This window comes from Kribbella antiqua, assembly GCF_004345665.1.
Lineage (GTDB): Bacteria > Actinomycetota > Actinomycetes > Propionibacteriales > Kribbellaceae > Kribbella > Kribbella antiqua.
Window position 1 is genome coordinate 87996 of the sequence record NZ_SLWR01000015.1, and the last position, 24724, is coordinate 112719.

Genomic DNA, 24724 nt, shown 5'->3' on the forward strand with positions numbered 1-24724 from the left:
GACGATCCCGGCGCCGGTCATCGCGTGGCGCCGTACCCACTCCACCGGTACGGCGCCACGCGACCCACGCCCTTGGATCCGGGGTCTGGAGGGGGCGGGAGACAGGATCTGATTAGCTGGGGTTATGACTGAGAAGCCAGAGATCGACTTTCCGGACGGTCCGCCGCCGGCGGATCTCGAGATCACCGACATCACCGTGGGCGACGGCGACGAGGCCAAGGCCGGTTCGCGAGTGAATGTTCACTACGTGGGTGTTGCCCACTCCACCGGCGAGGAGTTCGACGCGTCGTACAACCGGGGCGCGCCGCTGGCCTTCCAGCTCGGCGTCGGCCAGGTCATCCAGGGCTGGGACACCGGCGTACAGGGCATGAAGGTCGGCGGCCGGCGCAAGCTCGTCATCCCGCCGCACCTCGGCTACGGCGACCGCGGCGCCGGCGGGGCGATCAAGCCCGGCGAAACCCTCATCTTCGTAGTAGACCTCCTCAGCGTCAGCTGACCGCCACCCGGCCCCCCGTCGAGCACACCCCGACGGAGCGGCTCCCTGAGCTCCTCCCGGCCCACCCCGGGAGGAGCCGCACCATCCCCACCCAGCCGACCGGTCACCCAACCACCCCGGCTTCCCCAGCCGCTGACCCCGCCGCCGAACCACCTCGAGCGCGAACCCTCCTGCGAAATCGCGACAGGGCGCCGTGGTGTGGGTCAGAATGGCGCGGAGGTTCCGTAGTTGTACTCATCCGCTTCGCCCAGCGGTTGGTTTGACTGGGAGGCATGACGACGATGGTTGCGACCACGGTTCCCACCACGCGGGTGAGCTGGCTGCGGTACGGCGCTCTGGCCGCGAAGCTGATCCTGTTCGCTTTGTTGCTGTCGGCACTCATCTGGCCGGACCTGAGTGGGATCAAGGGCAAGGCATCGACCGCCCGGCTCGTCATCTACCCGCTCGGCGTGATGGTGCTTCCGCTGTGGTGGTGGGCGTACGGACGGGCGAAGAGCAAGCTGCACACCAGCTTCCCGTGGCACGCCGATCTGCTGATGACGCTGCCGTGGGTGCTGGATTTGATCGGCAACCGGCTGAACCTGTTCGACACCGTCAGCTGGTGGGACGACGCCATGCACTTCATCCTGTGGGGCTTCCTCACCGCGGGGGTACTGCTCGCCTTCGGACCGAGAGACCTCACGCGCGCACTGACCGCCTTCGTCGCCCTAGGCTTCGGCGCAACCGCAGCCGTCGTCTGGGAGGTCGGCGAGTACTACGCCTTCATCCGCAACTCCTCCGAACTCCAAACGGCGTACACCGACACCCTCGGCGACCTAGCCCTCGGCACCCTGGGCGCCCTCCTGGCCGGCCTCATCATCCACCGAGCCCGCAGCCGCGTCCGCACCTGACCGCACGCGCACGCCAGCTGTTCCAGGCGTACGCCGGCAACAGGGGAGCCGGCGTACGACGAACACCACGCGTGCGCGGATCCCGGCCGACCCGGCAGCCGCACGCCTGCACCCGCCGCGTCGCTTTCCGGAAACTTCTGGTCGCTGAGCGCAGACTATGTTCCGAAGATCGGAGGGAGTTCCCCGGAGCCAAGCGGATGAACCACCAGCCGAGCGGGTGCCGGCCGCGAGGAACCGCCGGAGGTGCCGGAGGTGAGAAACCGCCGGAGGTGCCGCGCGCGAGGAACCGCCGGAGGTGCCGCGAGCGAGAAACGATCGGAGGTGCCGCGAGCGAGAAACCGCCGGGGTGCCGGGCGCGAGGAACTGCGGGGGGTGCCGGGCGAGTGCCGGGCGCGAGAAACCGCCGGGCGGGCGCGACGAACCGCCGGCGGGTGCCGGGCGCGAGAAACCGCCGGGATTCCGGAGGCGAGGAACTGCCGGCCCTGTGCCGCTTCCTGTCCCCTCGGGAACCTCAGCGGGTGGGTGGGCGGCGGACGCCGTTGGCGGCGGCGGTGGCGGCTAGGGCCTGGGCGGCTGGGTTGTCGGAGCCCGCGCCGACGGCGGGGGTGTCCGGCCCACCGCTGGCGAAGGTGTCTGTGCGGGTGGTGTGGCGGCCGATGGGGACGACCATGGGGGTGCCGGCGACCGGGTCGGGGATGACCTTGACGGCGAGACCGAAGACGTCCTGGACGACGGTCTCGGTGATCACCTCGCGCGGGTTGCCCTCGGCAACGATTGCGCCGTCCTTCATCGCGATCAGGTGGTCGCCGAAGCGGCAGGCCTGGTTCAGGTCGTGCAGCACCAGCACGATGGTGCGCTCCTCTTGCTTGTTCAGATCGACCAGCAGGTCCAGCACTTCGAACTGATGCGTCAGATCGAGGAACGTCGTCGGCTCGTCCAGCAGCAGTATGTCGGTCTCCTGCGCCAGCGCCATCGCGATCCACACCCGCTGCCGCTGTCCGCCCGACAGTTCGTCGATCGGCCGGTCCGCGATCGAGAGCACATCGGTCGACGTCATCGCGTCCGCAACCGCGAGATCGTCGGTCTTGGTCCACTGCCGGATCCACCGGGTCCGCGGATACCGCCCGCGTCCGACCAGGTCGGCGACGGTGATCCCCTCCGGCGCGGTCGGTGACTGAGGCAACAATCCCAGCTTGGTCGCGACCTCGCGGGTCGGGATCGACTGGATGCTCTTGCCGTCCAGCAGCACCGTCCCACGCGTCGGCTTCAGCAGCCGTGCCAGCGTCTTCAGCAGCGTCGACTTTCCGCACGCGTTGGCGCCGACGATGACGGTGATCTTTCCGGTCGGAATCCGCACCGACAGGTCGTGGATGATCTCCCGCTGGTCATAACCGACGGCCAGGCCGTCGGCGGCCAAACTGTGGTCCACGGAGTTCTCCATCTCTCAGCCACCACTCCCCACCCGGTTGGCCCGGGCAAGCAGGAACATCAGGTACGGCGCTCCGACCACGCCGGTCACCACACCGACCGGCAGCTGGGTCTCGCCGAACGCATGCTGCGCGATCAGATCGGACACGGCCACCACCAGCGCACCGAGCAACGCCGACGCGATCATCGCCGGCCCAGGCGAGCGAGTCAGCCGCCGCGCGATCGGCGGCGCGACGAACGCCACGAACCCGATCGGCCCGGCCGCCGCGGTCGCCACCGCCGCGAGCAGTACGGCGATCACGATCAGCCCGAGCCGCGAGCTCTCCACCCGCAACCCCAGCCCGTACGCCGTCTCGTCGCCAAGCTGCAGAATCCGCAACCGATGAACCAAGTACACGGTCAACGGCGTCAGCACGGCCAAAGTGAGACCCATCGACCGGACATTCGACCAGTCCCGGCCGTTCAGGCTGCCGGTCAGCCAGATCAACGCCTGCTGGGCAATCTCGACCCTTGCCTTGGTCAACAAGTACGACGTGACGCTGGTGGCGATCGCACCGATGCCGATACCGATCAGGATCAGCCGATAGCTCGACACACCGTGTCGCCAGGCCAGCACGTACATGACGAACGCGGTCAGCACCGCACCAGCAATAGCGAGGAGCGACACCGCCACCCCGGTCAGCCCCAGCGTGACGATCGCGAAGACGGCGAACGCGCTGGCGCCGTACGTGACTCCGATGATGTCGGGGCTGGCCAGCGGGTTGCGGGCGATGCTCTGGAAGATCGCGCCGGACATCCCGAGCGCGGCGCCGACCATCAGGCCGGTCAGTGCCCTGGGCAACCGAAGCCGGTTGACGATGAACTCGGTCGCCTTGTCGCCGCCACCGAACAGCGTCTTAACCACGTCGATCACGGGGATCTTGAAGTCGCCCAGCGACAGCGAGACGCAGAAGGTCGCGAAGACGACGAGGGCCAGCGTTGCCGCGACAACGACGTACCGGGTCTGCCGGGCCGCGCGGGCCCGGGCGACGATCTGAACCGCGTCGGCAGTCGTCGTCATCAGAGGTTCGCCAGCTTCCGGCGGCGTACGAGCGCGATGAAGAACGGCGCACCGATGACGGCGGTGACGATGCCGACCTGCAGCTCACCGGGCTGCGCGACGACCCGGCCGAGTACGTCGGAGCCGAGCAGCAGGATGGGTGACAGCAGCATCGAATACGGCAGGATCCAGCGGTAGTCCGGGCCGGTCACCAGCCGGGCCACGTGCGGAATCGTCAGCCCGATGAAACCGATCGGTCCCGCGGCCGCGGTGGCAGCACCACACAGCAGTACGACGACCAGGGCGACGAACAGCCGGGCCAGGCCGACCCGTTGGCCGAGCGACTTCGCCACCTCGTCGCCCAGCGATAGGGCGTTGAGCACACGCCCCGAAACCAGCGCCAGCACGATCCCGATCAGGATGAACGGCGCGACCTGCCCGGCGATGTCGGAGCCACGGCCGGCCAGCGATCCGACCGCCCAGAACCGGAACTGGTCGAAGGTGTCGACGTCACCGATCAACAGTGCCGTCGTCAGCGAGCCGAGCATCGCCGTCATCGCCGCACCCGCCAGCGCCAGCTTCACCGGCGTCGCGCCTTCCCGGCCCAACGAGCCGAGCAGATACACCGCAACCGACGCGGCCGCCGCACCGGCGAACGCGAGCCAGACGTACGACGTCAGGCTCGACAGCCCGAACCAATAGATGCCCGCGACGACAAACAGCGCAGCACCCCCGTTGACACCGAGGATGCCTGGGTCGGCGAGCGGATTCCTGGTCACGCCCTGCATCAGCGCTCCGGACAGACCCAGCGCCGCGCCGACCAGCAACCCGATCACGGTCCGCGGTACACGCAGCGAGCGAATGATCACATGGTCGGTGTCCGCGGCGTTGTAGTGGCGCAAGGCATCGAGCACCGTCGACAGCGGGATCTGCTTCGAACCCACCGCGATGCTGAGCAGCGTCACCAGCACCAGCAACGCGAAACACCCGATCAGCCCGAAGAGGAGCGTGGCCCGCCGAGTGCGCCGCGGCCGCGCGGGAGCGACGGCGGTCTCGGACGTGTCGGCGAGAGCGCTGGGCGGGGGCATTGGACTTTGGGATCCTCTTAGGTAAGGCTAACCTCTAGACGCCTCAGAATAACCCGGCCGTCCACGGGTCCGAAACCTGAGCCTCCCCTGCTCTGTTTCCTGACCGGGGCGGTGGGGCGGGATAGCAAAGACATGGAGAAACCATGACGACTGTGCTCGAGCGGCCGATCACGTTCGACTCGGTGCTCGCCACCGTGGCGGCGGTCGACGACCTCAGCCCGCACCTGCGCCGCGTGACCTTCGTCGCACCGCGGATCGCGGACGCCGTCACCGCGGGCCCCGACCAGCGGATCAAGGTGCTGCTCTCGCCGCCCGACGGCAGTGAGATCAAGCTGCCGACCGGCCCCGAGTGGTACCCGGAGTGGTGTGCGCAGCCGGTCGAAGAGCGCTTCATCATGCGGACCTACACCATCCGCGCGCTCCGTCCCGAGATCTCCGAGCTCGACGTCGAGTTCGTCCTGCACGGCATCAACGGGCCGGCCTCCGCCTGGGTGAGCGAGGCCAAGCCGGGCGACCAGATTGGCCTGATCCTGCCGTTCGCGGTCGACACCACCAGCACCAAGGGCCTGCTGCACTCCGGTGTCGACTACGTCCCGCCGGCGACCAGCGTGCGCCGCGTGCTCGTCGCCGACGAGACCGCGCTGCCCGCGTTGGCCGGGATCCTCGAGCAGCTGCCGGCCGCCGTACACGCGACTGTCTTCGTCGAGGTGCCGGACGTCGCCGACATCCGCCCCCTGCCGACGCCGGGTACTGCGGACATCACCTGGGTCGCCCCCGGTCAGTTGCTCGAGGCCCTCAAAGCGGCCGATCTCCCGTACGACGCCGACTACGCCTGGGTGGCGGGTGAGTCCTCGATGATCAAGTCGGTCCGCCGGCACCTGGTCAACACCGTCGGCATGCCCAAGTCGGCCATCTCCTTCCAGGGCTACTGGAAACGCGGCGAAGCCCAGATCTGACCAGTTCCGGAAACTGACCAGAAGCTGACAACGACGGCGGCCTCACCGGCAACCGAGGTCTGACACACTCCGCGCCATGCGCACGAAACTCACGGCGGCTGCCGCACTCCTGGCAGCCGCCGCTCTGACTCTGCCCACCGTCCCCGCCCAGGGCGCCGCGGCCGCCACAGTCACGGTCGACTTCACCACTCCGGTGACTGAGCTCGCAGCCAGCGACTACGGCCTCGACATCACCGGCTACGGCAACCAGCACTACATCACCAACGACACCACCCACCGCGAGAACGTCCGCCGCCAAGGCTTCGGCATCCTCCGGATGGAGCTGACATACGACGCGAGCGGTCAGCTCGTCTGCGGCGGTTCGTACTGTGACACCGCCATCACCGGTGACGCCTGGGTCACCGCGATCCGCGACCTCGGCGCCGAGCCGATGCTGATCCTGCCGGCCGACGGACGCCGTACGGCGGCTGAAGACCTTGCCGATGCGAAGAACATCTACAACCACTTCAAGGCGGCCGGTACGCCGGTCCGGAAGTTCATCTACGGCAATGAGCACGACAACAGCGGCAACCCGAAGAAGATGACGGCTGACGAGTACAGCGCCCGCTACAACCAGGTTCACGACGCATTGCACGCGCTGGACCCCGCCGTACAGGTAGGTGGGCCGGCGCTGTCTTCCTACGAGCCGCAGCTCGGCACGCCGTACATGGACACCTTCCTGACGGTTTCGGGGAGCCGGGTCGACTTCATCGACTACCACGACTACGGCGCCGGCTACACGCGCTACACCCCCGAGCAGCTGCTCACCACAGTCATCGAGGGCTACAGCTCCGACATCGCCGACCTCAAGGCCCGCGTCGCCCGGCTGACCGGACGGGACATCCCGATCCAGATCGGTGAGTGGAACATGGATTACGAGGACCCGGACGGCACTCTGATGCTGTCGCACCTCGCAACCGTCTGGGGCTCGGCAGCGCTCGGCACGATGCTGGAGTCCGGTGTGTCGACCCTCCTGTACGGCGACAAGAACGGTAACGCCACCAAGAACACCGGACTGGGTATCACCAGCACTGAGGGCGAAGGCGGCATCCCAGTCAGCGCACCGACGCCGATCTACCACGGTCTGGGCATGTTCACCGGTGAGGGACTGTTCCGCCGGTTCGGTGCGACCGTGGTGCCGACCACGTCGAGCAGCAACCTCCTGCACGCGTTCGCCTCGACCGGCGGCAAGAACATCGTCCTGGTCAACGCAGACACGACAGCAACCACCACCAGCCTCAACCTGACCGGCTACACCAGCGGCAGCGCTCAAATCTGGCAGACCACCGCTGACGCGTCGACGCCACACCAGACCGGCACACTGCCCATCTCCAACGGCACTGCCAATCCCACACTGCCGGCCCGCTCGGTCACGACCCTGGTCCTCGCCGACCAGGGCCTCAAGGGCGAGTACTACGCCTCACGCGACCTCACCGGGCCGGTAGCCCTCACCCGGCTCGACTCCACCGTGAACTTCGACTGGGGCCCCGGTACGCCGTCATCCGCCGTGCCGGTGGACAACTTCAGCGTGCGGTGGACCGGACAGGTCGACGTACCGGCTGCTGCGACGTACAGCTTCATCACCACGACCGACGACGGCGTGCGGCTGTGGGTGGACGGACAGCTGATCGTCAACGCGTGGACCGACCACTCCAAGCGCGACGACACCGGCAGCATCGCTCTGACCGCTGGCAAGCACGCCATCAAGCTGGAGTACTACGAGAACGGGTACGACGCCATCGCCCAACTCTCGTGGTCATCGCCGAACCTGGCCCGACAGGTGATCCCAGCAGCCCGACTGATCCCGGCAGTCTGAACCGGGCGGGGAGTTTGGCGATCCCCGGCACCCGCTGCGGCTGGGGACTCACCCCCCGGCCGCAGTTCGTCCTAGGACGGGTTCTCTGCGTGCGTCAGGGTTTCCCAGGCGACGAACAGGTTGTTGGAGCCGGCCGGGCGGCGGGATTCGGTGAGCGCCTGGGTGTTGCTCATCGCGTAGCCGAGGCGGGTGTGCAGGGCGTTGTAGCCGACCTCGGTGATCGGCCCCAGGCCACGGTGCAGCGTGCCGCCGCACAGCCAGGACGGCACCGGCTCGAGGTTGCGCTCCCAGCGGGATTGGAACCCGAGCGCCTGCCGCAGCCGCTCGCCGAACTCCGGATAGAGGTCGATCCCCTGGATTCGCGACGTCTCCAGCACGTGCGAGATCGACGAGATCCCGTAGCCGGTGTGGGTGAAGTCGCGGCAGGTCTCCTGCGTCAGACCGGTGACGAACGTGTCCTGCCCTTGCCAGTAGGCGACGATCTTCTCGCGGGTGTTGAGGTTCTGGCTCGGCTTGGTCTTCGGCAGTGCGCCGTCGGAAGCGAGGTAGACGAACGCCGGCACCCGAACGCGGTACAGCGCGATCGCCTTGTCGTACACGGCCGCGTCGTCGAGGAAAACCCCGATGCCCTGGATCGCCTCGGTCATGCTCAACTCCCAGTTCCCGTTGGAGTTCGAGCCGTTGATGATCTCGGGCAAGTAGACGTTGCGGAGCATGGCGGCGAAGCGGCCGGCGTTCGGCCAGTTGCCGTAGGCATGCTTGATGATCTCGGCCGCCTTCGGCCAGGACGACGCGGCCCACGCGGTCTGCAGCGGTGCGTTGCTGTTGGTGTGGTCCTGGATGGTCGCGGACCACGCGTCCATCAGCTGGATCGCCTTCTGTGCATAGCGATCGTCGCGGGTGAGGTACCAGAGCAGCGCATCCGTGTACGCCGCGATGGCGTCCTCACGCTCGTTCGTACAACCGTAGTTGGGATTCGAGTACGGTCCGCACTCCACGATCGCGCGCGGGCTCGGCGTACGACTGAGTGATGCGTACGAACTGTTCTTCGCCTGGTTGAACGCGGTCGTCCACGGCTCCGCGCCGGCTTGCACCTTGGACCGCACGAAGTCCAGCTGGGCTCGGCTCACTCCGACACCGGGATGTGCAAAAGCAGCTGGCGCTGTCGACGTCGCGGCGGCTTGGTTGCTGAGGGCACCGGCTGCCAGCAGCACGCAGGCAGCCAGGATCAGAGGCTTCTTTCGCATGGCGGATGTCCTGTCTTTCGGGGCGGTAGGACAGTGCGAGTTTCACCACTTTCGCCACGCGGTGTGAGCGCGTCAAGAGCCCGCCGGTTCCGGAACTCCGTGGAACAAAAGGCCCTTTTGTCCCACGCGATCGCTACCCGACCAGCTCCCCCGAACGTACGCCGGCAGCGTCGAGCAACGCGGCCGCGGTGACGACGCCGATGCCGCCGAGGTTCTGCGCGCGGACGACGGCGCGCGCCGAGGCACCGTCGAAGATGATCGTCAGCTGGATCGCGAGGGTGGCCGGATCCTCCGCGCCCGCCTTGCGCAGCTCACGGTGGAAGAAGTCGGTCAGCTGCTGCTTGAAGTGCCGGGCGACCACCGAGCCGGGGTGCTCCGGGTTCTTCAGCTCGATCGCCGTACTCACGTAGGGGCAGCCCAGGAAATTGCCCTCGGCAACCATCTGGTCCTGCCGCTCGAACACGGCCAGGATCCGGTCCCGGGCCGTGCGGTCGTCCTCCGGGCCGGGATGCAGCAGTGCCTGGTACGACGGGCCGCGGCTGGCCAGGCTCTCCGCGATCAGCTCGTCCTTGGAACGGAAGAGCTGGTACATCGACTTCTTCGAGACCCCGGCCGCTTTGCAGAGCGCGTCCACTCCGATGTTGACGCCGTCGCGGTAGAAGAGTTCGCCCGCGGCGTCCAGGAGCCGCTCGCGGGGGGTCGCCGAGGTGGTCATGCAATGAGGGTACCGGCTGGATTTGCGTTAGGAAACAGATCGGTTTACGCTCGTGGAAACAGATCGGTTTCCAGTTCAAGGAGTTCAGATGACCACACTCGAAGGCGCCGTCGTCCTCGTCACCGGCGGGCAGCGCGGGATCGGCAAGGCGATCGTCGAGGATCTGCTAGGCCGCGGCGTCGCCAAGGTCTACGCCACCGCCCGCGACCCCAAGCCGAGCAGCGATCCCCGCGTCGTACCGCTGCCGCTCGAGATCACCGACCAGGCCTCGATCGACGCACTGGTCAAGGCTGTGCCTGACGTCACGGTCCTGATCAACAACGCCGGCGTCGGGTCGCCGTACACCTATCTGGACACTCCGGTCGAGGAGGTGCGCGCTGTCTTCGAGGCCAACTTCTTCGGCCCGCTCAACCTGACCCGCGCGCTGGTCCCGGTCATCGAGCGCAACGGCGGCGGTCACATCCTCAACGCCCACTCGGCGCTGTCCTGGGTCGCCCGCGGCGGCGCGTACGCCGCGACCAAGGCGGCGTTCTGGCTGCAGACCAACGCGATCCGGCTCGAACTCCTCGACCGCGGCATCGGCGTGACCGGCCTGCACATGGGGTACGTCGACACCGACATGACAACCGCCGTCACCGCACCGAAGGCCCAGCCCGAGGACATCGCCAAGCAGGCCCTCGACGGCATCGAGTCCGGCGCTCACGAGGTCCTCGCCGACGACACTGCCCGGCAGGCCAAAGCCGGTGTCGCGGCCGACTTGACCGCGGTCTACCCCGAACTCGTCAACTGATCGACACGCGGCCGACAACTTTCGGCAAGGATGTTACGTAAACTGGACCGGGATGATTGATGTCCTTGCCGTGGTCCGCCCTGAAGATGCCGTTACCGATTTCCTGTCCGTGCTGGACCCGGCCCATGGCCGTGAGGTCCACCTGCTCGCCGCCGAGCGCGGCGTCTATCTGAAGCTGCCAGCCGGCGTCACCCTCGAGGGTCGTCTCGCGGCGATCGCGGCACTCCAGGCCAGTTCCGGTGAGAGCGACAAACCGTTCTCACCGGCAACCGCGGCCGCCGCGATCGCCCGCGAGGCCGGCGCCATCCCGTTCACCGTCTGGACCCACCACCCGACGGACGCCCGGGTCCCCCACGGTCGCTGGGCCATCGACCTCACGGCCGCCGTCGAGGCCCCGGTCCGGCACACTCTGCCTGTGCCGGGCGGCCCGCGGGTCGTCCTGGATCCAGTCGACGTCGCGGCATCGCCGTACGAGGTCGCGACATCGCCGTACGAGCGAGAGCGACTGGATGCGACGGTCGCGTGGGTACGGCGTCATCTCGATCCGATCGCGGGTCGCGTGATCGAGGTCGGAGCACATGAGGGTGCGCTGACCCAGCGGTTGTTGGCCGACGGATTCTCCGTCGACGCGACCGAGCCGAACGAGCTCCTGCTCGAACGGCTGCGGTCCAACGTCGAGGGCGACGTACGAATTCATCCGCACAGCTTCGAGGATCTCGCCACCACGGCGCGGTTGACGGGGTCGGCGTACCTGCTGGTCGAGGTCCTGTACTACGACCAGGACCTGAGCCTGCTCGATCGATTCCCCACCGACCACCTGTTCGTCGCGTTGGAGGCCGGGGAGCTCGCGCGGCAGGTGTGGCCGGCGGCGTGGTCTGTCGAGGAAGAGATCGAGCTCGCCGCGCCTCGGCTGGAAGAGCTCTCCGGTGCCCTGCTCCGCAAACGCGGCAGCCGCGGCGTCCTACTCCGCCGCCGCTGAATCAGGCGCGGAGGGCGTACGACGAGTGGCCGGGTGGTCGCTGTTCGCAAGATTCGAGCCAGAGCGGGTTTTTACCGGACTCACGGCGTACGCACGGACTCACGCCAGCCGGCCGGGTTGGGCTGGTGGGGACGTACCGTAGATGGCATGTCAGCGACAGGGGGACCGCCTTCCACACCGGTTGAGGAGGTGGAGGAGCGGATAGGGCCGTACCGGTTGATCCGGCGGCTCGGTCAGGGCGGCATGGGTGTCGTCTACCTGGCCGAAAGCCCGGCGCACCAGGAGGTCGCACTCAAGGTACTGCGGGCGCACGTCGCGCACGACACGATCGCGCGGGCCCGGCTGCAGCGCGAGGTGGCCACACTGCAGAAGGTGGACCACCCCGGCGTGGCCGGCATCCTCGACCACGACCTGGAGAGCGACCGGCCGTACCTGGTGACGCGGTTCGTGCCTGGCCACCCGCTGGACGAGCAGGTGGACGAGCGTGGACCGCTGACGCCGCGCAAGTGGTTGCCACTCGCTGGGTGCCTGGCGGAGTCGCTGCAGGCGATTCACGCGGCTGGAGTGATCCACCGCGACCTCAAGCCGGGCAACGTGATGATGTTCAACGGCAAGCCCGTGATGATCGACTTCGGCATCGCTCAGGCCACTGACGACCTCCGGCTGACGCAGACCGGCCTGGTGGTCGGAACGCCGGGCTATCTGGCGCCCGAGCTCATCGAGGGCGAGACGGTGTCGGAGTCGGCTGACTGGTGGGGCTGGGCAGCGACTGTGGCGTTCGCTGCGACCGGACGGCGCCCGTTCGGCAAGGGGCCCTTTGAGGCCGTGCTGCACCGGGTGCACCGGGGTCAGGCCGATCTGGAGGGGCTGGACCCGCGGCTGAAGCCACTGCTCGCCGCGGCACTCTCCCCCGACAAGCGCGACCGGCCGACGCAGGACGAGATCATGACCGGCCTCAACCGGTACGCCGAGGGGCGGGACGCACTGCCACCACGTGCGTCGGCCACGGTGCCGGTGACTATTCAGCTCGAGCCAAAGACGGCGCTGATGACGCGGGTCATGCCGGAGGAGCAGCGCTCGGGCGAGCCTTCGCCCGCTGAGGTCGCACAACTGGTACCTCCGGTCATTCCACCGCTGTCGGCGTTCGCGCCGCTCCGAGACAAGGTGCGCGAGGTAGCCGCCGCCCGGAAGGCCGCCGCAGCGGCGGGCGCTGCCGGGGCCGGAGCGGTCGGCGCCGGTCCGGGCGTTGCCGGGGCGGGAGCGGTTGGCGGTGCCGGTGGGGCGTTGCTGGATGGTGTCGGCGTGGCTGGTGCGCCAGTGGCTGGCGGCTACCCGGCGGTGAGCCACCCGGCGACCTACAGTCCCGCACCGACCGCGGCTGCGCCGGCTGCGATGCCGCTGCCGTACCAGGGCGCTCCCAACGGCTATGCACCTCAGCCGTACCAGAGTCCAGTTCCGGCGCCGTACCAGCAGCCGGTGGCCCAGCACTACCCGGAGCAGGGCGAGCCGTACCAGATAAACCCGTATCAGGGGAAGCCGCAGCGGGCTCCGGCGACCGGCAAGCGCACCGGTGTGATGGTCGGGCTCATGGCCGCGCTGACTGGACTGGTAGCGCTCTACCCGGGGCTGGGCACCATCGTGGCGATTGTGCTGTTCGTCATCGCGCGTACGGTCGACCGCTCGAGTACTGCTCTCATGCGACGCCGCCAGATGCGTGGCCGGGCAGGCCGCTCGGACGGTGTCGTCGCCGCGGCCGCCACACCGCTGCAGCTCGTGACGGCGTCGCTAGTCACCCTGCCCTGCCTGCTGCTGCCGCTACTCATGGGCGTAATCGTCGGCGGCATCGTCACCGCTACCGCCGCCACCGCCAACGGCCTCGAGTGGCAACCACTCTCAGCCGTCGGCTTCGGCTCCGCCGCTCTCACAGCTCTCTTCACCGCCTGGTGGGGGCCCGGCGGCAGCTCGCTGCGCCGCGGCGCACACATCGCCGCCCGCAACGCCTTCCGCCCACGCTGGCTCTCCAGCACGATCGCCGCCGTACTGCTGGTCCTGGGCGCTGTCGCGTTCTACAACGCCACCCAGGGCTCCGGTGCCACTTGGGCGCGGACCCCGATCGAGGCGCCGCAGATCAACACTCGCCCAACCTTCGACGACCTCCGCAACGCCCCGTTCATCCGCGACCTGCCGTTCATCGGCAGGTGACAAGGGCCGCCCTCTCGGAGCGGCCCTTGTCCGACTACAGCTGGACGATCTGCGAGCGCTCGGGGCCGACGCCGATCGCGGAGATCCTGGCGCCGCTGAGCGATTCGACCGCGCGGACGTAGGTCTGCGCTTCCTTCGGCAGGTCCTCGAAGCTCCGGCAGCCGGTGATGTCGTCCGACCAGCCGTCGAACTCCTCGTAGACCGGCACCGCGTGGTGGAAGTCGGTCTGCGTCATCGGCATCTCGTCGTGCCGTTCGCCGTTCACGTCGTACGCGACGCAGACCGGGATCTTCTCCCGGCCGGTCAGCGTGTCCAGCTTGGTCAGGACGAAGTCGGAGACGCCGTTGACGCGGGCGGCGTACCGGGCGATGACCGAGTCGTACCAGCCACAGCGCCGCGGCCGGCCGGTCGTCGTACCGAACTCGAAGCCCTGCTGCCGCAGCCACTCACCGTCGGCGTCCAGCAGCTCGGTCGGGAACGGCCCTTCGCCGACGCGGGTCGTGTAGGCCTTGACCACCGCCATCACGCGGTCGATCCGGGTCGGCGGGATACCGGAACCCGTGCATGCCCCTGCGGAGATCGCGTTGGACGACGTGACGAACGGGTAGGTGCCGTGGTCGACGTCCAGCAGGGTCGCCTGCCCGGCCTCCATCAGCACGGTCTTGCCTTCGTCCAGCGCCTTGTTCAGCAGCAGGCTGGTGTCGGCCACCATCGGCTTGAGGCGTTCGGCGTACCCGAGCAGTTCGTCCAGGACCTCGGAGATCTCCACCGCGCGGCGGTTGTAGACCTTCACCAGCAGCTGGTTCTTCAGCTCCAGCGCGCCGGCCACCTTCTGCTCGAGGATCTTCTCGTCGTACAGGTCCTGGACCCGGATGCCGACGCGGTTCATCTTGTCGGCGTACGTCGGCCCGATCCCGCGGCCGGTGGTCCCGATCTTCCGGCTGCCCAGGAACCGCTCGGTCACCTTGTCCAGCGTCCGGTTGTACGGCGGGATCAGGTGAGCGCTCGCACTGACCACCAGCCGGGACGTGTCGACGCCACGGGCCTGCAGTGCGTCGAGCTCCTCGAACAGCACGCTGAGGTCGACCACGACCCCGTTGCCGATCACCGGGGTCACACCCGGGGTGAGGATCCCGCTCGGGAGCAGGTGCAGCGCGTACTTCTCGCTGCCGATCACGACCGTGTGGCCGGCGTTGTTGCCGCCGTTGAACTTGACCACGTAGTCGATGACCTCACCCGTGTTGCCGAGCAGATCGGTCGCCTTGCCTTTGCCCTCATCGCCCCACTGGGCGCCGACGAGCACGATTGCGGGCATCTCAGCCCTCCTCTTCACGCGCCGGCTGAGCGCCTCACGAGTCCGCGGCAGCCCGGCGCTGGAAACGGTGAAGCCCGGAGACGTTCACCGGACGTTCATCCGGCGGCGCATCCAGGCTCTTGCGACCAAAGCCTACCGGAACCGGGTCCGACCGGCCGGTCTCCGTCCACAGGACTGAAACGATCACTTGAAGTCTATGTTTCCTTACTCGACGGGTTGCCATTTTCCGTGATCGCGTGCACACTCTTAGTCAGCGGCCCGCCGAAACTGCCGCAGGGGACGGTTCCGGCGGGCCGCTTCCTTATGTTCTGGACAAGACCAGAGCGCGAGGAAGCCTTCTATTGCAGGCCTTCCGGGCTCGAGGCGAGCCACTCCTTCACCCGGCGATCCGCCTCCTCGCGGGACACGTCCTCGACCTTCGTCAGGATCGCCCAGCGGTGCCCGAACGGGTCGATCACCGTGCCGTACCGGTCGCCGGTCATGAACGTCTGAACTTCCTCCACCGGCGTCGCGCCCGCCTCGACCGCCTTCGCGAAGGTCGCGTCCACATCCGGCACGTAGTGCACCAGCGAGGAGTGCACCCACTCGCCGTTGGGCGCCCGCAGCCCGATCTGCGGCATCTGGTCGCTCAACTGCAGCATCGAGTTCCCGAACTTCAGCTCCGCCTGACCGACCCGCCCATCCGGCAGGTCCTGCCGGCTGATCACCTCGGCCCCGAACACCGACTGGTAGAACTCGATCGCCTTCGGGCCGTCCGGTACGGCGAGGTACGGGGTCAGCGAGTGATAACCGTCGGGGATGGGCCGAACTACCATGTCTCTGTCCGTGTTCGTCGTCATGACTCTTAGTCAACCCGCGGAACGCGGTTCCGGTCTTGTAAGAAAGCGACATCCACAGTGACCACGCCTCCGTCCGACAGCGAGAAGGGCATCCTGCATCCGCGGGAGCAGGCCCGGCATCGCACTCTGAGCCGGCTCGCGGCCGGGCCGGAGGTCGGCCGGTTCGTGGAGTGGTACTGGATCGTCGAGTGGGAGCTGGACGAGCCGTACACGGCCGAGGTGCTGCCGTTCCCTTCAGTGAACGTCACCTTCGAGCAGCCAGGCGGCGCGTTCGTGAACGGGGTCAGCACGCGCAAGTTCTCACGTGAGCTAACCGGCAGGGGGCGAGTGTTCGGGGTCAAGTTCTGGGCCGGTGGCTTCGGCGCGGTGACCGGGCTCGATGTCGCGTCGTTCCGCGATCAGGTGCTGCCGCTGACCGCGGTGTTCCCGGATGGCGACCGGCTGGCGGACCTGATGTTCGCCGAGGATTCCGACGTACGGCGTCGTGCGGTGTTCGAGGCGTTCCTGCGCGATCACCTGGTACCGCCGGATCCGTCGTACGAACTGGTCCGTGAAATCGTCGCGGCGATGGCGGAGGACCGCTCGGTGGCGCGAGTGGACCAGATCACCGAGCGCTTCGGCATACCGATCCGCACCCTGCAACGGCTCTTCCGCCGGTACGTCGGCGTCGGCCCGAAGTGGGTCCTGCGCCGCTACCGCCTGCACGACGGCGCCGAACTCCTGGCCCAAGGCGAAGTAGCCGAGCTCGCAGAGCTGTCTGCGTCGCTCGGCTACTTCGACCAGGCTCACTTCTCCAAAGAGTTCAAGCAGCAGATCGGCCTCACCCCAGCCGAATACGCCGCCCGAGCCGCCGCCGAACGCCAAATCACCTACCGCTGAGCCTCGCACGGCGGCATGACCGCGCACGTCAAGGCCACATCTTGGTGATCCGACCTCGGTCGTGCACATGCCAGAAGCCGACAGAGGCTCGGCTACTCGCTCTCAAGATGGCTTGCTCGGCGTCGACAAAACGCTGGGCCATCTCAGCCAGCCCCAGGTTGCCGGAGGCAAGGCAGAAGAGATGTCCGCTGTCCAATGCGTAGCTGTTGCTTTGCCGAGGCTGCGATCGAAGAAGAACTCAGGCGGCTTGGCGGAGGACATTCTCTACAACATCCGCGGGGAGTTCGTACTCCTCGGCGACAGCACTGATGGGCTCGCCCGTCCTCCACAGGGAGACCATCGCCTCGACAGGAACCTTGCTCTTGGCAAGAACTGGAGCCCCCCAGCCGAACCTCGGATCGATGACAACCTCGGCTTCGGACGGGAACTGCGGAAGCCTCAGTCGCGCTGGATGACCGGAAGCGTCCCAACTGATGTAAGTCAGATACTCCGAAATGACCTCAGGGAAGGCGATCTGACGATCTCGCCCATGAACCAGCGACTCGTCCGCCACTCTGACGAACAATCCGATGCCGTCCGTCGCGATGCGTTCGCTGGCCAACGCATACTGGTCGTTGAACTCGGATCTCGCCAGGTCTGCCGCACGACGGATGTCGGACATGGAGAAACCGAGCTCACGCAGTGTCCGAAGTACATAAGCCTCGATGATTCCGACGAACGGGACTCGCGGCCAGCCGCGCCGTTCGGGGACGACTGCGTGGACCAGAGGCATCTGAGACGCGTCTGCGAGCCAACTGTCCAAGATGGACTCGGGCATCTTGAGATAGCGCGCCGCTTCTCGCGCTGTGAGGAGCGGCGTAGTGAAGATGTCGGTCATTCGCTGCCCCCTCCGCTCGGCCGACTCCACCCTACCGGTGAACTCACTCCTGCCACCACAACCACACCACTGCGCCGCGACGAACGTCGGATCGGGTACCGCCGACGCACCTCCCGGGGCGTCCCGCGGGAGGTGCCTGCTCGGTGTCAGCCGGCGTAGCGGATATTCGGCCGCTTTGGTTGGGTCATGCCTTGGCCGATGAAGAAGCTGGTGTGGGGTGGTTGGTTGTAGGCGGTGTTCTGCCAGGCGACGCCTAGGCGGTAGACGGGATCGTGCATGAGCGTGTGGATCCGCCGGTCGGTCTCGTACGGCGTGCTGTAGATGCGTAGCTCCGAACTGTCCGCGCTGCGCCAGGCGATCTCCTCACGCCAGTCGCCGAACAGGTCGGCCTGGATCGCCGGCGTGCCTTTGGTGTGGTTGTTCGACCGTGCTTCCGGATCGCTGAGCAGCACGCCGACGGTCTGCGTTTCCCAGTTCCACTTTGCGATCGTCGGCGTACCGGTCGAGGTCGCGGCGTTCCAGTCGTGGTCGACGATCTCGCGCAGCGGGTCACCGTCCCACCAGGCCAGGAAGTTTGCCGCGGGGATGGTTGTCGAGAGCAACTCACCGGTCGACGACTTCAGCTGCCCGACCCGCGAGTTCCAGGCCGCGTCACCACCGACGGCCCAGCCTTCCGCACCTGGGTACCGCGGATCGATGTCACCCGCCGCGGCCCGGCCGGTGTCGCGGTCGGCCGGGATGTCCCACAGGATTTCGCCCGTACGCGCGTCCCGCATCGTCGCGCCGCGGTTGCCACTGCGGCCCATGTCCTCGTGCGCCGCGAAGACCTCGAGCCCTGGTCGGGCCGGGATCAGGTCGGACACGTGCAACGCGTCGCCGTGCCCCAGACCGGTGCTGTAGAGCAACGAACCGTCGTCGTCGACCGCCATCGAACCGAAGATGATCTCGTCCTTGCCGTCGGCATCGACATCGGCGACGGACAGGTTGTGGTTACCCATCCCGTAGCCGCCTTCGCTGCCCTCGTTGCTGGAGTCGAACACCCACCGCTGCCGCAGCTTCCCGCCGACCAGGTCGTACGCCGCCAGCACTGCGCGCGTGTAGTAGCCACGGGTGAACACGACACTCGGGTGCTCGCCGTCCAGGTAGGCCACACCAGCCAGGAACCGGTCGACACGGTTGCCGTAGGTGTCACCCCACGCGCCGACGTCACCCCGCGCTGGGGTGTAGTCCACGGTGTCCAGCGCCTTGCCGGTCAGCCCTTCGAACACCGTGAGGTACTCCGGTCCGGTGAGTACGTAGCCAGAGCTGTTGCGGTAGTCGGCGTTCGGGTCGCCAATCACGGTGCCCGCGGCGTCCGTCGTACCATCGGCTGTCTTCATGGTGACCTCAGCCCGGCCGTCGCCGTCGAGGTCGTACACCTGGACCTGCGTGTAGTGAGCGCCGGCGCGGATGTTCGGGCCCAGGCTGATGCGCCAGAGCCGCGTGCCGTCCAGCTTGTAGGCGTCGACGTACACGATGCCGGTGTAGCCGGCCTGTGAGTTGTCCTTGGCGTTGGACGGCGCCCAGAGCTGGATGATCTCGTAGCTGCCGTCACCGTCGACGTCGCCCACACTGGCGTCGCCTGCGCTGTAGCTGTAGGGCTGGCCGTCCTTGGTGTAGTCATCGGCCGGCTTGTCCAGCGGCACCGCGAAGTAGCTCTTCGACCAGGTGCCGAACTCCTTGGTCACTGGGTACTCGCGCTCGTCGTCGATCATCTTTATGACGTAGCGCGAGGTGGACTTGCCGCCCGCGTCGAGGAAGTTCGTGCTGGTCTTGATCGGTTTGGCGTTGATCCGGACGCCGTCGCGGTAGACGTTGAACCCGAGCGACTGCCGGTCCGTTCCCAGCAGCCGCCAGCCGACCAGCACCTTGCCGTCCGCTGTAGGCACCGCCGAAGGCGCCCGCTCGAGACGCTCGGCCTGGCGCTTGAGCACGGTCACCGCCGGGGTGGTCAGTGTGGTGGACGGCGTCGAGACACCGCCCGCATTGACCGCTCTCACCTGGTAGTAGTACTTGATCGTCGTCAGGACAGTCTTGTCGGTGAACGTCTTGTCAGCGGTCAACCCGACGGTGCGGTAGACACCGTCTGCTGCCTCCGAACGGGCGACAAGATAGGCCGATGCGGTCGGCGCCTGCTGCCAATGGAAGGTCAGCTGGTTCTTGTCGATGTCCTGCAGCTGCAGGAGCCTCGGCGCGGCCGGCACCGGAACGCTCGCATCAACGACCGCTGCCCTTACTGTTGCTGAGGGCACCGATTCCAGGCCGGTGTTGTCGAGAGCGGTGACTTCGTAGTCGTAGGTCAGACCCGCCACGACTGTGTTGTCTGTGAAGCCGGGTGTTGTCGTGTCGGCGATCTTGACCGGCTTGGCGTTCTCAGGGCCTTGGCGGTACACCCTGTATCCGGCTGCGTCGTCGGCTGCCGTCCAGGCGATTGTTGCGGTGTGCTGGTTGGCGTTCAGGGACTCGACCTTGAGTCCGGTCGGTGCCACCAGCAACGGCGTGACCTCGATGCCGTTGAGCCGTGAGCCCGCACCGCCGATCACGACGTTCAGCTGGCTGTCGCCGACGGAGACCGGCCCGTGCAACCGCTCGGTGACGCTGGCCCGGCCCGCGTTGCCGTTGCCCGAAGCACGTCCTTCGATGGTGAAGTCGGTCCGGGTCGTGCCGATCCAGTCGCCGCTGTAGGTCTTGACCATGTAGGTCCCGTTCGGTACGTCGAGCTTGAACTCGAACGGGCTGCCGGACAGCACGAAGTCGCGTTGCAGGTCGTTGGGGACTCCCGCCGTACTGCCGCGATCCCGGTCACCCAGTGCGTCAGGCGGCTGAGTGAAGCCGAAGCCGCGCTCCGGTGTGTAGGTCATGGTCCGGCTGACCTCGGTGTAGCCGGCTGCGACCGGTGAACCCGCTGGGCCGAAGTCGAACTTGTACTTGGCGCGCTTGGTGGTGAAGGTGATCGCCGTGGAGGCAGCGACTCGCCGCGGCCGTTGACGGCTGTGACGTGGTAGCTGTACGCCTGCCCCTCAGCCAGGCCTTGTACGACCGAGCTGGCCGCTGTCGTCGTACCGACCAAGGTGGAGTCGCGGTAGATGCGGTAGATGTCAGCGCCGTCGGCAGGCGTCCACTTCAGCGTCGCACCGGCGTTGGAGATGCTCGTCGCGATCAGTCCGGTCGGTGCGGCCGGCACAGTGGCAGGCGGCTCCGCCTCGACTTTGTCGGCTATCGGGACGTCCAGCTCAGCTACGTCCGTCGCGACCAGCCTGGCCATCTGGATGGCGCCGTACTCCTGGAAGTGGGTGTCGTCGACGGTCCCGCTCGGGCGGCCCGGGTAGATGCCCGGATCGACGTGCAGGAAGACCGCCTTGGCCGCCTCCGGACCGATCTGGTCCAGGTACGCGCGGCTGGACGCGGACAGGTCGACCAGGGCGACGCTCTCCTCTGTCGCCAGCTCCTTCATCTTGTCGACGTACTCGGGGAAGCTAACGTTGAACTTCAGCGTCACCGGGTCGAAGCTGCGGCGGGACACCGGCGTCACCAGCACCGGGACTGCGCCACGCTGCCTGGCTCCGTGGACGTAGGTCCGCAGGTACTCCTTGTAGTCCGCGGGCGAGGCGTACCGGTCGTCGACACCCTGGGTCGCGTCGTTGTGGCCGAACTGGACGAACAGGTAGTCGTTCGGCCGGATCGCGCCGAGGATCTCGTCCAGGCGCCCCTGGCTGATGAAGTTCTTCGAGCTGCGGCCGCCGATCGCCTTGTTGACGAACAGCACGTCACTGCTGAAGAAGCGGTTGATCATCTGCCCCCAGCCGGCTTGCGGCGCGAAGCCGGGGTCGTACGTCTGCACGGTCGAGTCACCGGCGATGAAGACGGTCGGCTTCGCACCTGCGGTCCGGGCCGGAAGCCGGTTGATGACGAGGGAGTTGAGCTTGGCCGCCGTACCGCTGAAGTCCAGGTTCAGCTGGCCGTCGACCAAGGAGATGGGGAACGTCATGCTGAGGTACTCACCGGCCGGCTTGGCGGTCAGCTGGACCTTCGCCATCTTCTCCGCAGTGATGGCGATCTCGCTGGCCTCGGCGGCGTCACCGGCGGTGAGAGAGACGGTGTAGTCGCCGTTCGGCAGGTCCACCAGGAACGACGTGGCGCCGACGGTGACGAAGTCCTGCCTGATCGGGTCGCTTCCACCGCGGTCGGTCGTCGTGACCTTGCTCGGATCGGTGAAGCCGTAGCCGCGGGTGGCGTCGTACTGCAGTGCTCCGACGCCGGAGTAGCCGTCGGCCACCGGGCTGTCCGGCGTACCGAAGTCGAAGCGGTGGACACCGGAGTAACGTCCGGAGAGGCGCGCGCCGTCTCTCCGGACTGTCTCGGCAGCGTGCGCCGGGGTTGGCAGCTGGGCGGCTATGGCCAGCGACGCTAGTACGGCGATCAGCCGTCTTGGTGCACTCATGGGGAACTCCTGGGCTTGGGAAAGCGTTCTCCAAACGGGTGAGCACTGAGTATCCAGATCACGCACCGTGCCGGATAGACCTCGCGATCAGTCGCGCTGGCCAGAACCGGACAGCCTGACGACCACGGCCATCGCGGTGGCTCCCAGTGTTGCCAGCAGAGCGAGGGCGAAGCCGTAGTGCGCGTTGTGGGCGTCGACCACGCGTCCTGCGAACGCTGCCCCCAGAGCGATGCCCGCTGCGCTACCCGAGTTCAGCCAGGTGAAGGCCTGCGTGAGTACGGCGGACTCCACCTCCGACTCGGCCAGTACTGCGGAGAGCGTCTGGATCGGAGCGATGACCAGGCCGGGGAGAGCTAACGCAATCCCAACAGCCAAAGGGGTTTCGACTGCCAGCAGCGGGACAGTGCTCAGCGTGAGCCCGGTGAGCGCCAGCACGAACTGTGTACGCGCGGCTGTGCGCCAGCGCCTTGCGCCGTAGACGAATCCGGCGACCAGACCGACCAGACTGCTGATGCCGTAGAGCGGTCCGGCCAGCTCAGGGGTGCCACGGCCAACCGCGTAGGCGGTCACCGAGACCTGCATGCTGCCGAAGAAGATGCCGATACCGATGTTCGTGGCAGCCAGTGCGAGAAACCCCTTGTACAGAAGGCGTTTCGAGCTCATCCTCGTGTGTGGTGCGGCTGGAGGTGGCGCCGTACGGCGTTGAGCGGCGACTGAGAAGCCACCGGCCAGCAGCAAGCTCGTGGCCAGCACTGAACCAGTCACTGGGTTCGTTGTGGAGCTGACGATGCCGATGAGAGCCGGGCCGACCATGAAGGCGATGCCGACGCTCAGGGACTCCAAGGCGAAGGCGGAGGTCAGCAGCGACGTACCTCTGAGTGCGTGAGACCAGCGGGCCGCAACCTGTGCCCCTACCTGCGGGAGAGACCCGCCTGCGAGGACTCCCGCCGTCATGAGCGAACAGAGTGGTGCATGGGTGACCGTCAAGCCGATCAGCAGCGCTACTGCCGCCGCATGCACGAGCAGCGTGATGGGCAGCATGCGGGTCTGGCCGTAGCGGTCGATTAGTCGGGCGACCTGCGGGCCCGCCAACGCCTCTGCTACTGCGAATCCGCCGGTGACGCTGCCTGCTGCGGCGTACGAGCCAGTCGATCCGTGGACCAGCCAGACAACGCCCAGACTGGTCATGGCAATGCCTATGCGAGCCGGTGCGGCCGCCAGGTAGAACTTCCACGCTCCGGGAGTACGCAGAGCCGCTGCGTAGTTGCTGGTGGGCGTGCTGATCCGTCCGGTGAGTGCCGGCACGGTGATACCTTCCGCTGCCCGATGGGGCGGGGACTGACCGTGGGCGTCCAGCTTCGCCGGTCTGTCCGAGTCCGCCTACAACCGTCCATGTTGGGCAGGAAGCGGGGACGCTCGCCGCCTGCCGGCTCTGTCAACGGGCAGAACCTCGTCGTTCAGGTTGACGCGGTCATCCTACCGTCTCGCAACACCGGCACGGACTGGCTGCTGTCCAGCTCGGCCGCGATCGCCACATCCTCCGGGAAGCCGTACTGCGTGAGTTCGCGACCGCCGGCGCAGTCGTAGAGGTGCGTTGGGAGGTCCGCGTCCTTGTACGCCGCCGCCGCTGCTTTGGCCTCTGGGGAGAAGCCGTCTACGTCGAGGGCAGCCAGGAAGCCACCAGCACCCCAGAGGTCCTCGACGGCTGGGCGGAGCGAACCGTCCTTCCAGCGCTCCCCCGCCGCGATCGCCACCACGTTGAGGTTTGGGTGTGCGCTGAGATGCGCGTTCACCCACTCCGCGGCGGCGAGCCTGTTACGCAGCGACACCGCCAGCACTGTGGCCCCGCTGTCGCTGAGCTGCTGGCAGATGGTCGAGCCGTTGGGCGACGGCAGTACCAACCGCTGGATGCCCTCGGCTTGACGGATCGTGACCGGCGACAGGCTCACCTCGCCGGGGCCCGCCTCGGATCTGCCGACTGCGAGGTGTGCGTCGTACTGCTTGGCATAGGCAACGGCGGTCTCGTCACGCCAGCGGTACGGGTAGACCTCGATGCCCAGATCGGCGGCGACCGTCACGGCAGTCGTGAACGACAGCACGTCCACTACAGCCACGATGTTGCCGGCGACGACTTCGGCGCCGACCGGTCCCCAGTCGAAGCCGACTCTGAAACCGTCTTGCGCGTATGGGCTGGTCACCCGGCGGATCATGCCGCCGGGTGACCGATCCCACAACTTCGTTCAGCTCAGGGCGTCGGCCGCCGTTGGGGACGAGTCGCGCAGGAAGGTGGCGCAGCGTTCGGCCTCGTCCTTCTCGTCGATCGCCGCGGCGGCCTTGCCCAACGCGGCCAGGCAGCGCAGGAAGCCGCGGTTCGGCTCGTGCTCCCACGGCACCGGGCCGTGGCCCTTCCAGCCGTTGCGGCGCAGCAGGTCCAGGCCGCGGTGGTAGCCGGTCCGGGCGAACGCGTACGCCTCGATCGTCCGGCCGTCCGCCAGCGCCGCCTCGGCCAGCTCGGCCCAGGCCAGCGACGACGTCGGGAACTTGGCCGCAACGTCCACCGCAGCGGCCCCGGCGGCGAGTTCCGCCGCGGCCGGGTCTACGGGGAGTAGTGTCTCGGGTGGACCAGAGAGCAGATTGTTCAATTCCATA

The 24724-nt window shown here is 67.5% G+C and carries 21 protein-coding genes; 8 read left to right on the forward strand and 13 right to left on the reverse strand.

What is annotated here, in order from left to right; all coding sequences use genetic code 11:
• Positions 1–124: 124 nt before the first annotated feature.
• Together EV646_RS34110 and EV646_RS34115 are read left to right on the forward strand one after the other, a co-directional pair.
• Positions 125–496, forward strand: coding sequence for an FKBP-type peptidyl-prolyl cis-trans isomerase (locus EV646_RS34110; RefSeq protein ID WP_132156080.1), 372 nt, complete (start codon positions 125–127; stop codon positions 494–496).
• Between the two features lie 272 nt (positions 497–768).
• Positions 769–1386, forward strand: coding sequence for a DUF2238 domain-containing protein (locus EV646_RS34115; protein ID WP_132156082.1), 618 nt, complete (start codon positions 769–771; stop codon positions 1384–1386).
• A 511-nt stretch (positions 1387–1897) separates the two neighbouring features.
• Here EV646_RS34115 and EV646_RS34120 read toward each other — a convergent pair.
• The 3 genes from EV646_RS34120 to EV646_RS34130 are packed head-to-tail and all read right to left on the reverse strand — an operon-like array spanning position 1898 to position 4941.
• The gene (locus tag EV646_RS34120; protein WP_132156084.1) at positions 1898–2827 is read right to left on the reverse strand and encodes an ABC transporter ATP-binding protein; all 930 of its coding nucleotides are present in this window, start codon (positions 2825–2827) and stop codon (positions 1898–1900) included.
• 3 nt (positions 2828–2830) lie between these two features.
• Entirely contained in the window at positions 2831–3874 is a 1044-nt protein-coding gene (locus EV646_RS34125) for a FecCD family ABC transporter permease (RefSeq protein WP_132156086.1), read from the reverse strand.
• A complete protein-coding gene (locus EV646_RS34130) occupies positions 3874–4941 on the reverse strand; it encodes a FecCD family ABC transporter permease (protein ID WP_132156088.1) in 1068 nt (355 codons plus the stop codon). The genes EV646_RS34125 and EV646_RS34130 overlap by 1 nt, the downstream gene beginning before the upstream one ends.
• A 143-nt stretch (positions 4942–5084) precedes the next feature.
• Between EV646_RS34130 and EV646_RS34135 the strand changes: the two genes are divergently transcribed.
• Together EV646_RS34135 and EV646_RS34140 are read left to right on the forward strand one after the other, a co-directional pair.
• Entirely contained in the window at positions 5085–5897 is an 813-nt protein-coding gene (locus EV646_RS34135) for a siderophore-interacting protein (RefSeq protein ID WP_132156090.1), read from the forward strand.
• 76 nt (positions 5898–5973) lie between these two features.
• Positions 5974–7752 carry a PA14 domain-containing protein gene (locus EV646_RS34140; RefSeq protein ID WP_132156092.1) on the forward strand — a complete coding sequence of 593 codons (1779 nt, stop codon included), beginning with the start codon at positions 5974–5976 and terminating at the stop codon, positions 7750–7752.
• 71 nt (positions 7753–7823) lie between these two features.
• Here EV646_RS34140 and EV646_RS34145 read toward each other — a convergent pair whose 3' ends face one another.
• A complete protein-coding gene (locus EV646_RS34145; RefSeq protein ID WP_132156094.1) occupies positions 7824–8999 on the reverse strand; it encodes an alginate lyase family protein in 1176 nt (391 codons plus the stop codon).
• A 133-nt stretch (positions 9000–9132) separates the two neighbouring features.
• A complete protein-coding gene (locus EV646_RS34150; protein ID WP_132156096.1) occupies positions 9133–9714 on the reverse strand; it encodes a TetR/AcrR family transcriptional regulator in 582 nt (193 codons plus the stop codon).
• An 88-nt stretch (positions 9715–9802) separates the two neighbouring features.
• Here EV646_RS34150 and EV646_RS34155 point away from each other — a divergent pair, with 88 nt between their 5' ends.
• The 3 genes from EV646_RS34155 (at position 9803) to EV646_RS34165 (ending at position 13685) form a co-directional block, all read left to right on the forward strand.
• Positions 9803–10504, forward strand: a complete 702-nt coding sequence (locus EV646_RS34155; protein WP_132156098.1) for an SDR family oxidoreductase — start codon at positions 9803–9805, stop codon at positions 10502–10504.
• A gap of 52 nt (positions 10505–10556) precedes the next feature.
• Positions 10557–11483, forward strand: a complete 927-nt coding sequence (locus tag EV646_RS34160; protein WP_132156100.1) for an SAM-dependent methyltransferase — start codon at positions 10557–10559, stop codon at positions 11481–11483.
• Positions 11484–11630: 147 nt separating this feature from the next.
• Complete coding sequence (locus EV646_RS34165) at positions 11631–13685, forward strand: serine/threonine-protein kinase (protein ID WP_241996506.1); 2055 nt, start codon at positions 11631–11633, stop codon at positions 13683–13685.
• 34 nt (positions 13686–13719) lie between these two features.
• Here EV646_RS34165 and EV646_RS34170 read toward each other — a convergent pair whose 3' ends face one another.
• Together EV646_RS34170 and EV646_RS34175 are read right to left on the reverse strand one after the other, a co-directional pair.
• Positions 13720–15000, reverse strand: coding sequence for an adenylosuccinate synthase (locus tag EV646_RS34170; RefSeq protein WP_132156102.1), 1281 nt, complete (start codon positions 14998–15000; stop codon positions 13720–13722).
• Positions 15001–15338: 338 nt separating this feature from the next.
• The gene (locus EV646_RS34175; protein ID WP_132156104.1) at positions 15339–15839 is read right to left on the reverse strand and encodes a VOC family protein; all 501 of its coding nucleotides are present in this window, start codon (positions 15837–15839) and stop codon (positions 15339–15341) included.
• A 57-nt stretch (positions 15840–15896) separates the two neighbouring features.
• On the opposite strand from EV646_RS34175, the gene EV646_RS34180 reads away from it, so the two are divergent.
• The gene (locus EV646_RS34180) at positions 15897–16718 is read left to right on the forward strand and encodes a helix-turn-helix transcriptional regulator (protein ID WP_132156105.1); all 822 of its coding nucleotides are present in this window, start codon (positions 15897–15899) and stop codon (positions 16716–16718) included.
• A gap of 238 nt (positions 16719–16956) precedes the next feature.
• On the opposite strand, the gene EV646_RS34185 is transcribed toward EV646_RS34180, so the two are convergent.
• From EV646_RS34185 to EV646_RS34205, 6 genes are all read right to left on the reverse strand, one after another.
• Entirely contained in the window at positions 16957–17595 is a 639-nt protein-coding gene (locus EV646_RS34185; RefSeq protein WP_199237359.1) for a DUF433 domain-containing protein, read from the reverse strand.
• A gap of 146 nt (positions 17596–17741) precedes the next feature.
• Positions 17742–20588, reverse strand: a complete 2847-nt coding sequence (locus EV646_RS39625; RefSeq protein ID WP_338419307.1) for a rhamnogalacturonan lyase family protein — start codon at positions 20586–20588, stop codon at positions 17742–17744.
• Positions 20492–22075 carry a rhamnogalacturonan acetylesterase gene (locus EV646_RS39630; RefSeq protein ID WP_199237361.1) on the reverse strand — a complete coding sequence of 528 codons (1584 nt, stop codon included), beginning with the start codon at positions 22073–22075 and terminating at the stop codon, positions 20492–20494. Before EV646_RS39630 ends, EV646_RS39625 begins: the two co-directional genes overlap by 97 nt.
• A gap of 87 nt (positions 22076–22162) precedes the next feature.
• Positions 22163–23380 carry an MFS transporter gene (locus tag EV646_RS34195; protein ID WP_132156107.1) on the reverse strand — a complete coding sequence of 406 codons (1218 nt, stop codon included), beginning with the start codon at positions 23378–23380 and terminating at the stop codon, positions 22163–22165.
• Positions 23381–23532: 152 nt separating this feature from the next.
• Positions 23533–24273, reverse strand: a complete 741-nt coding sequence (locus EV646_RS34200) for a 2-phosphosulfolactate phosphatase (RefSeq protein ID WP_132156109.1) — start codon at positions 24271–24273, stop codon at positions 23533–23535.
• A gap of 42 nt (positions 24274–24315) precedes the next feature.
• On the reverse strand, positions 24316–24723 hold the full coding sequence (locus EV646_RS34205) for a DUF3151 domain-containing protein (RefSeq protein WP_132156111.1): 408 nt from the start codon (positions 24721–24723) through the stop codon (positions 24316–24318).
• Between the last annotated feature and the right edge of the window lies 1 nt (position 24724).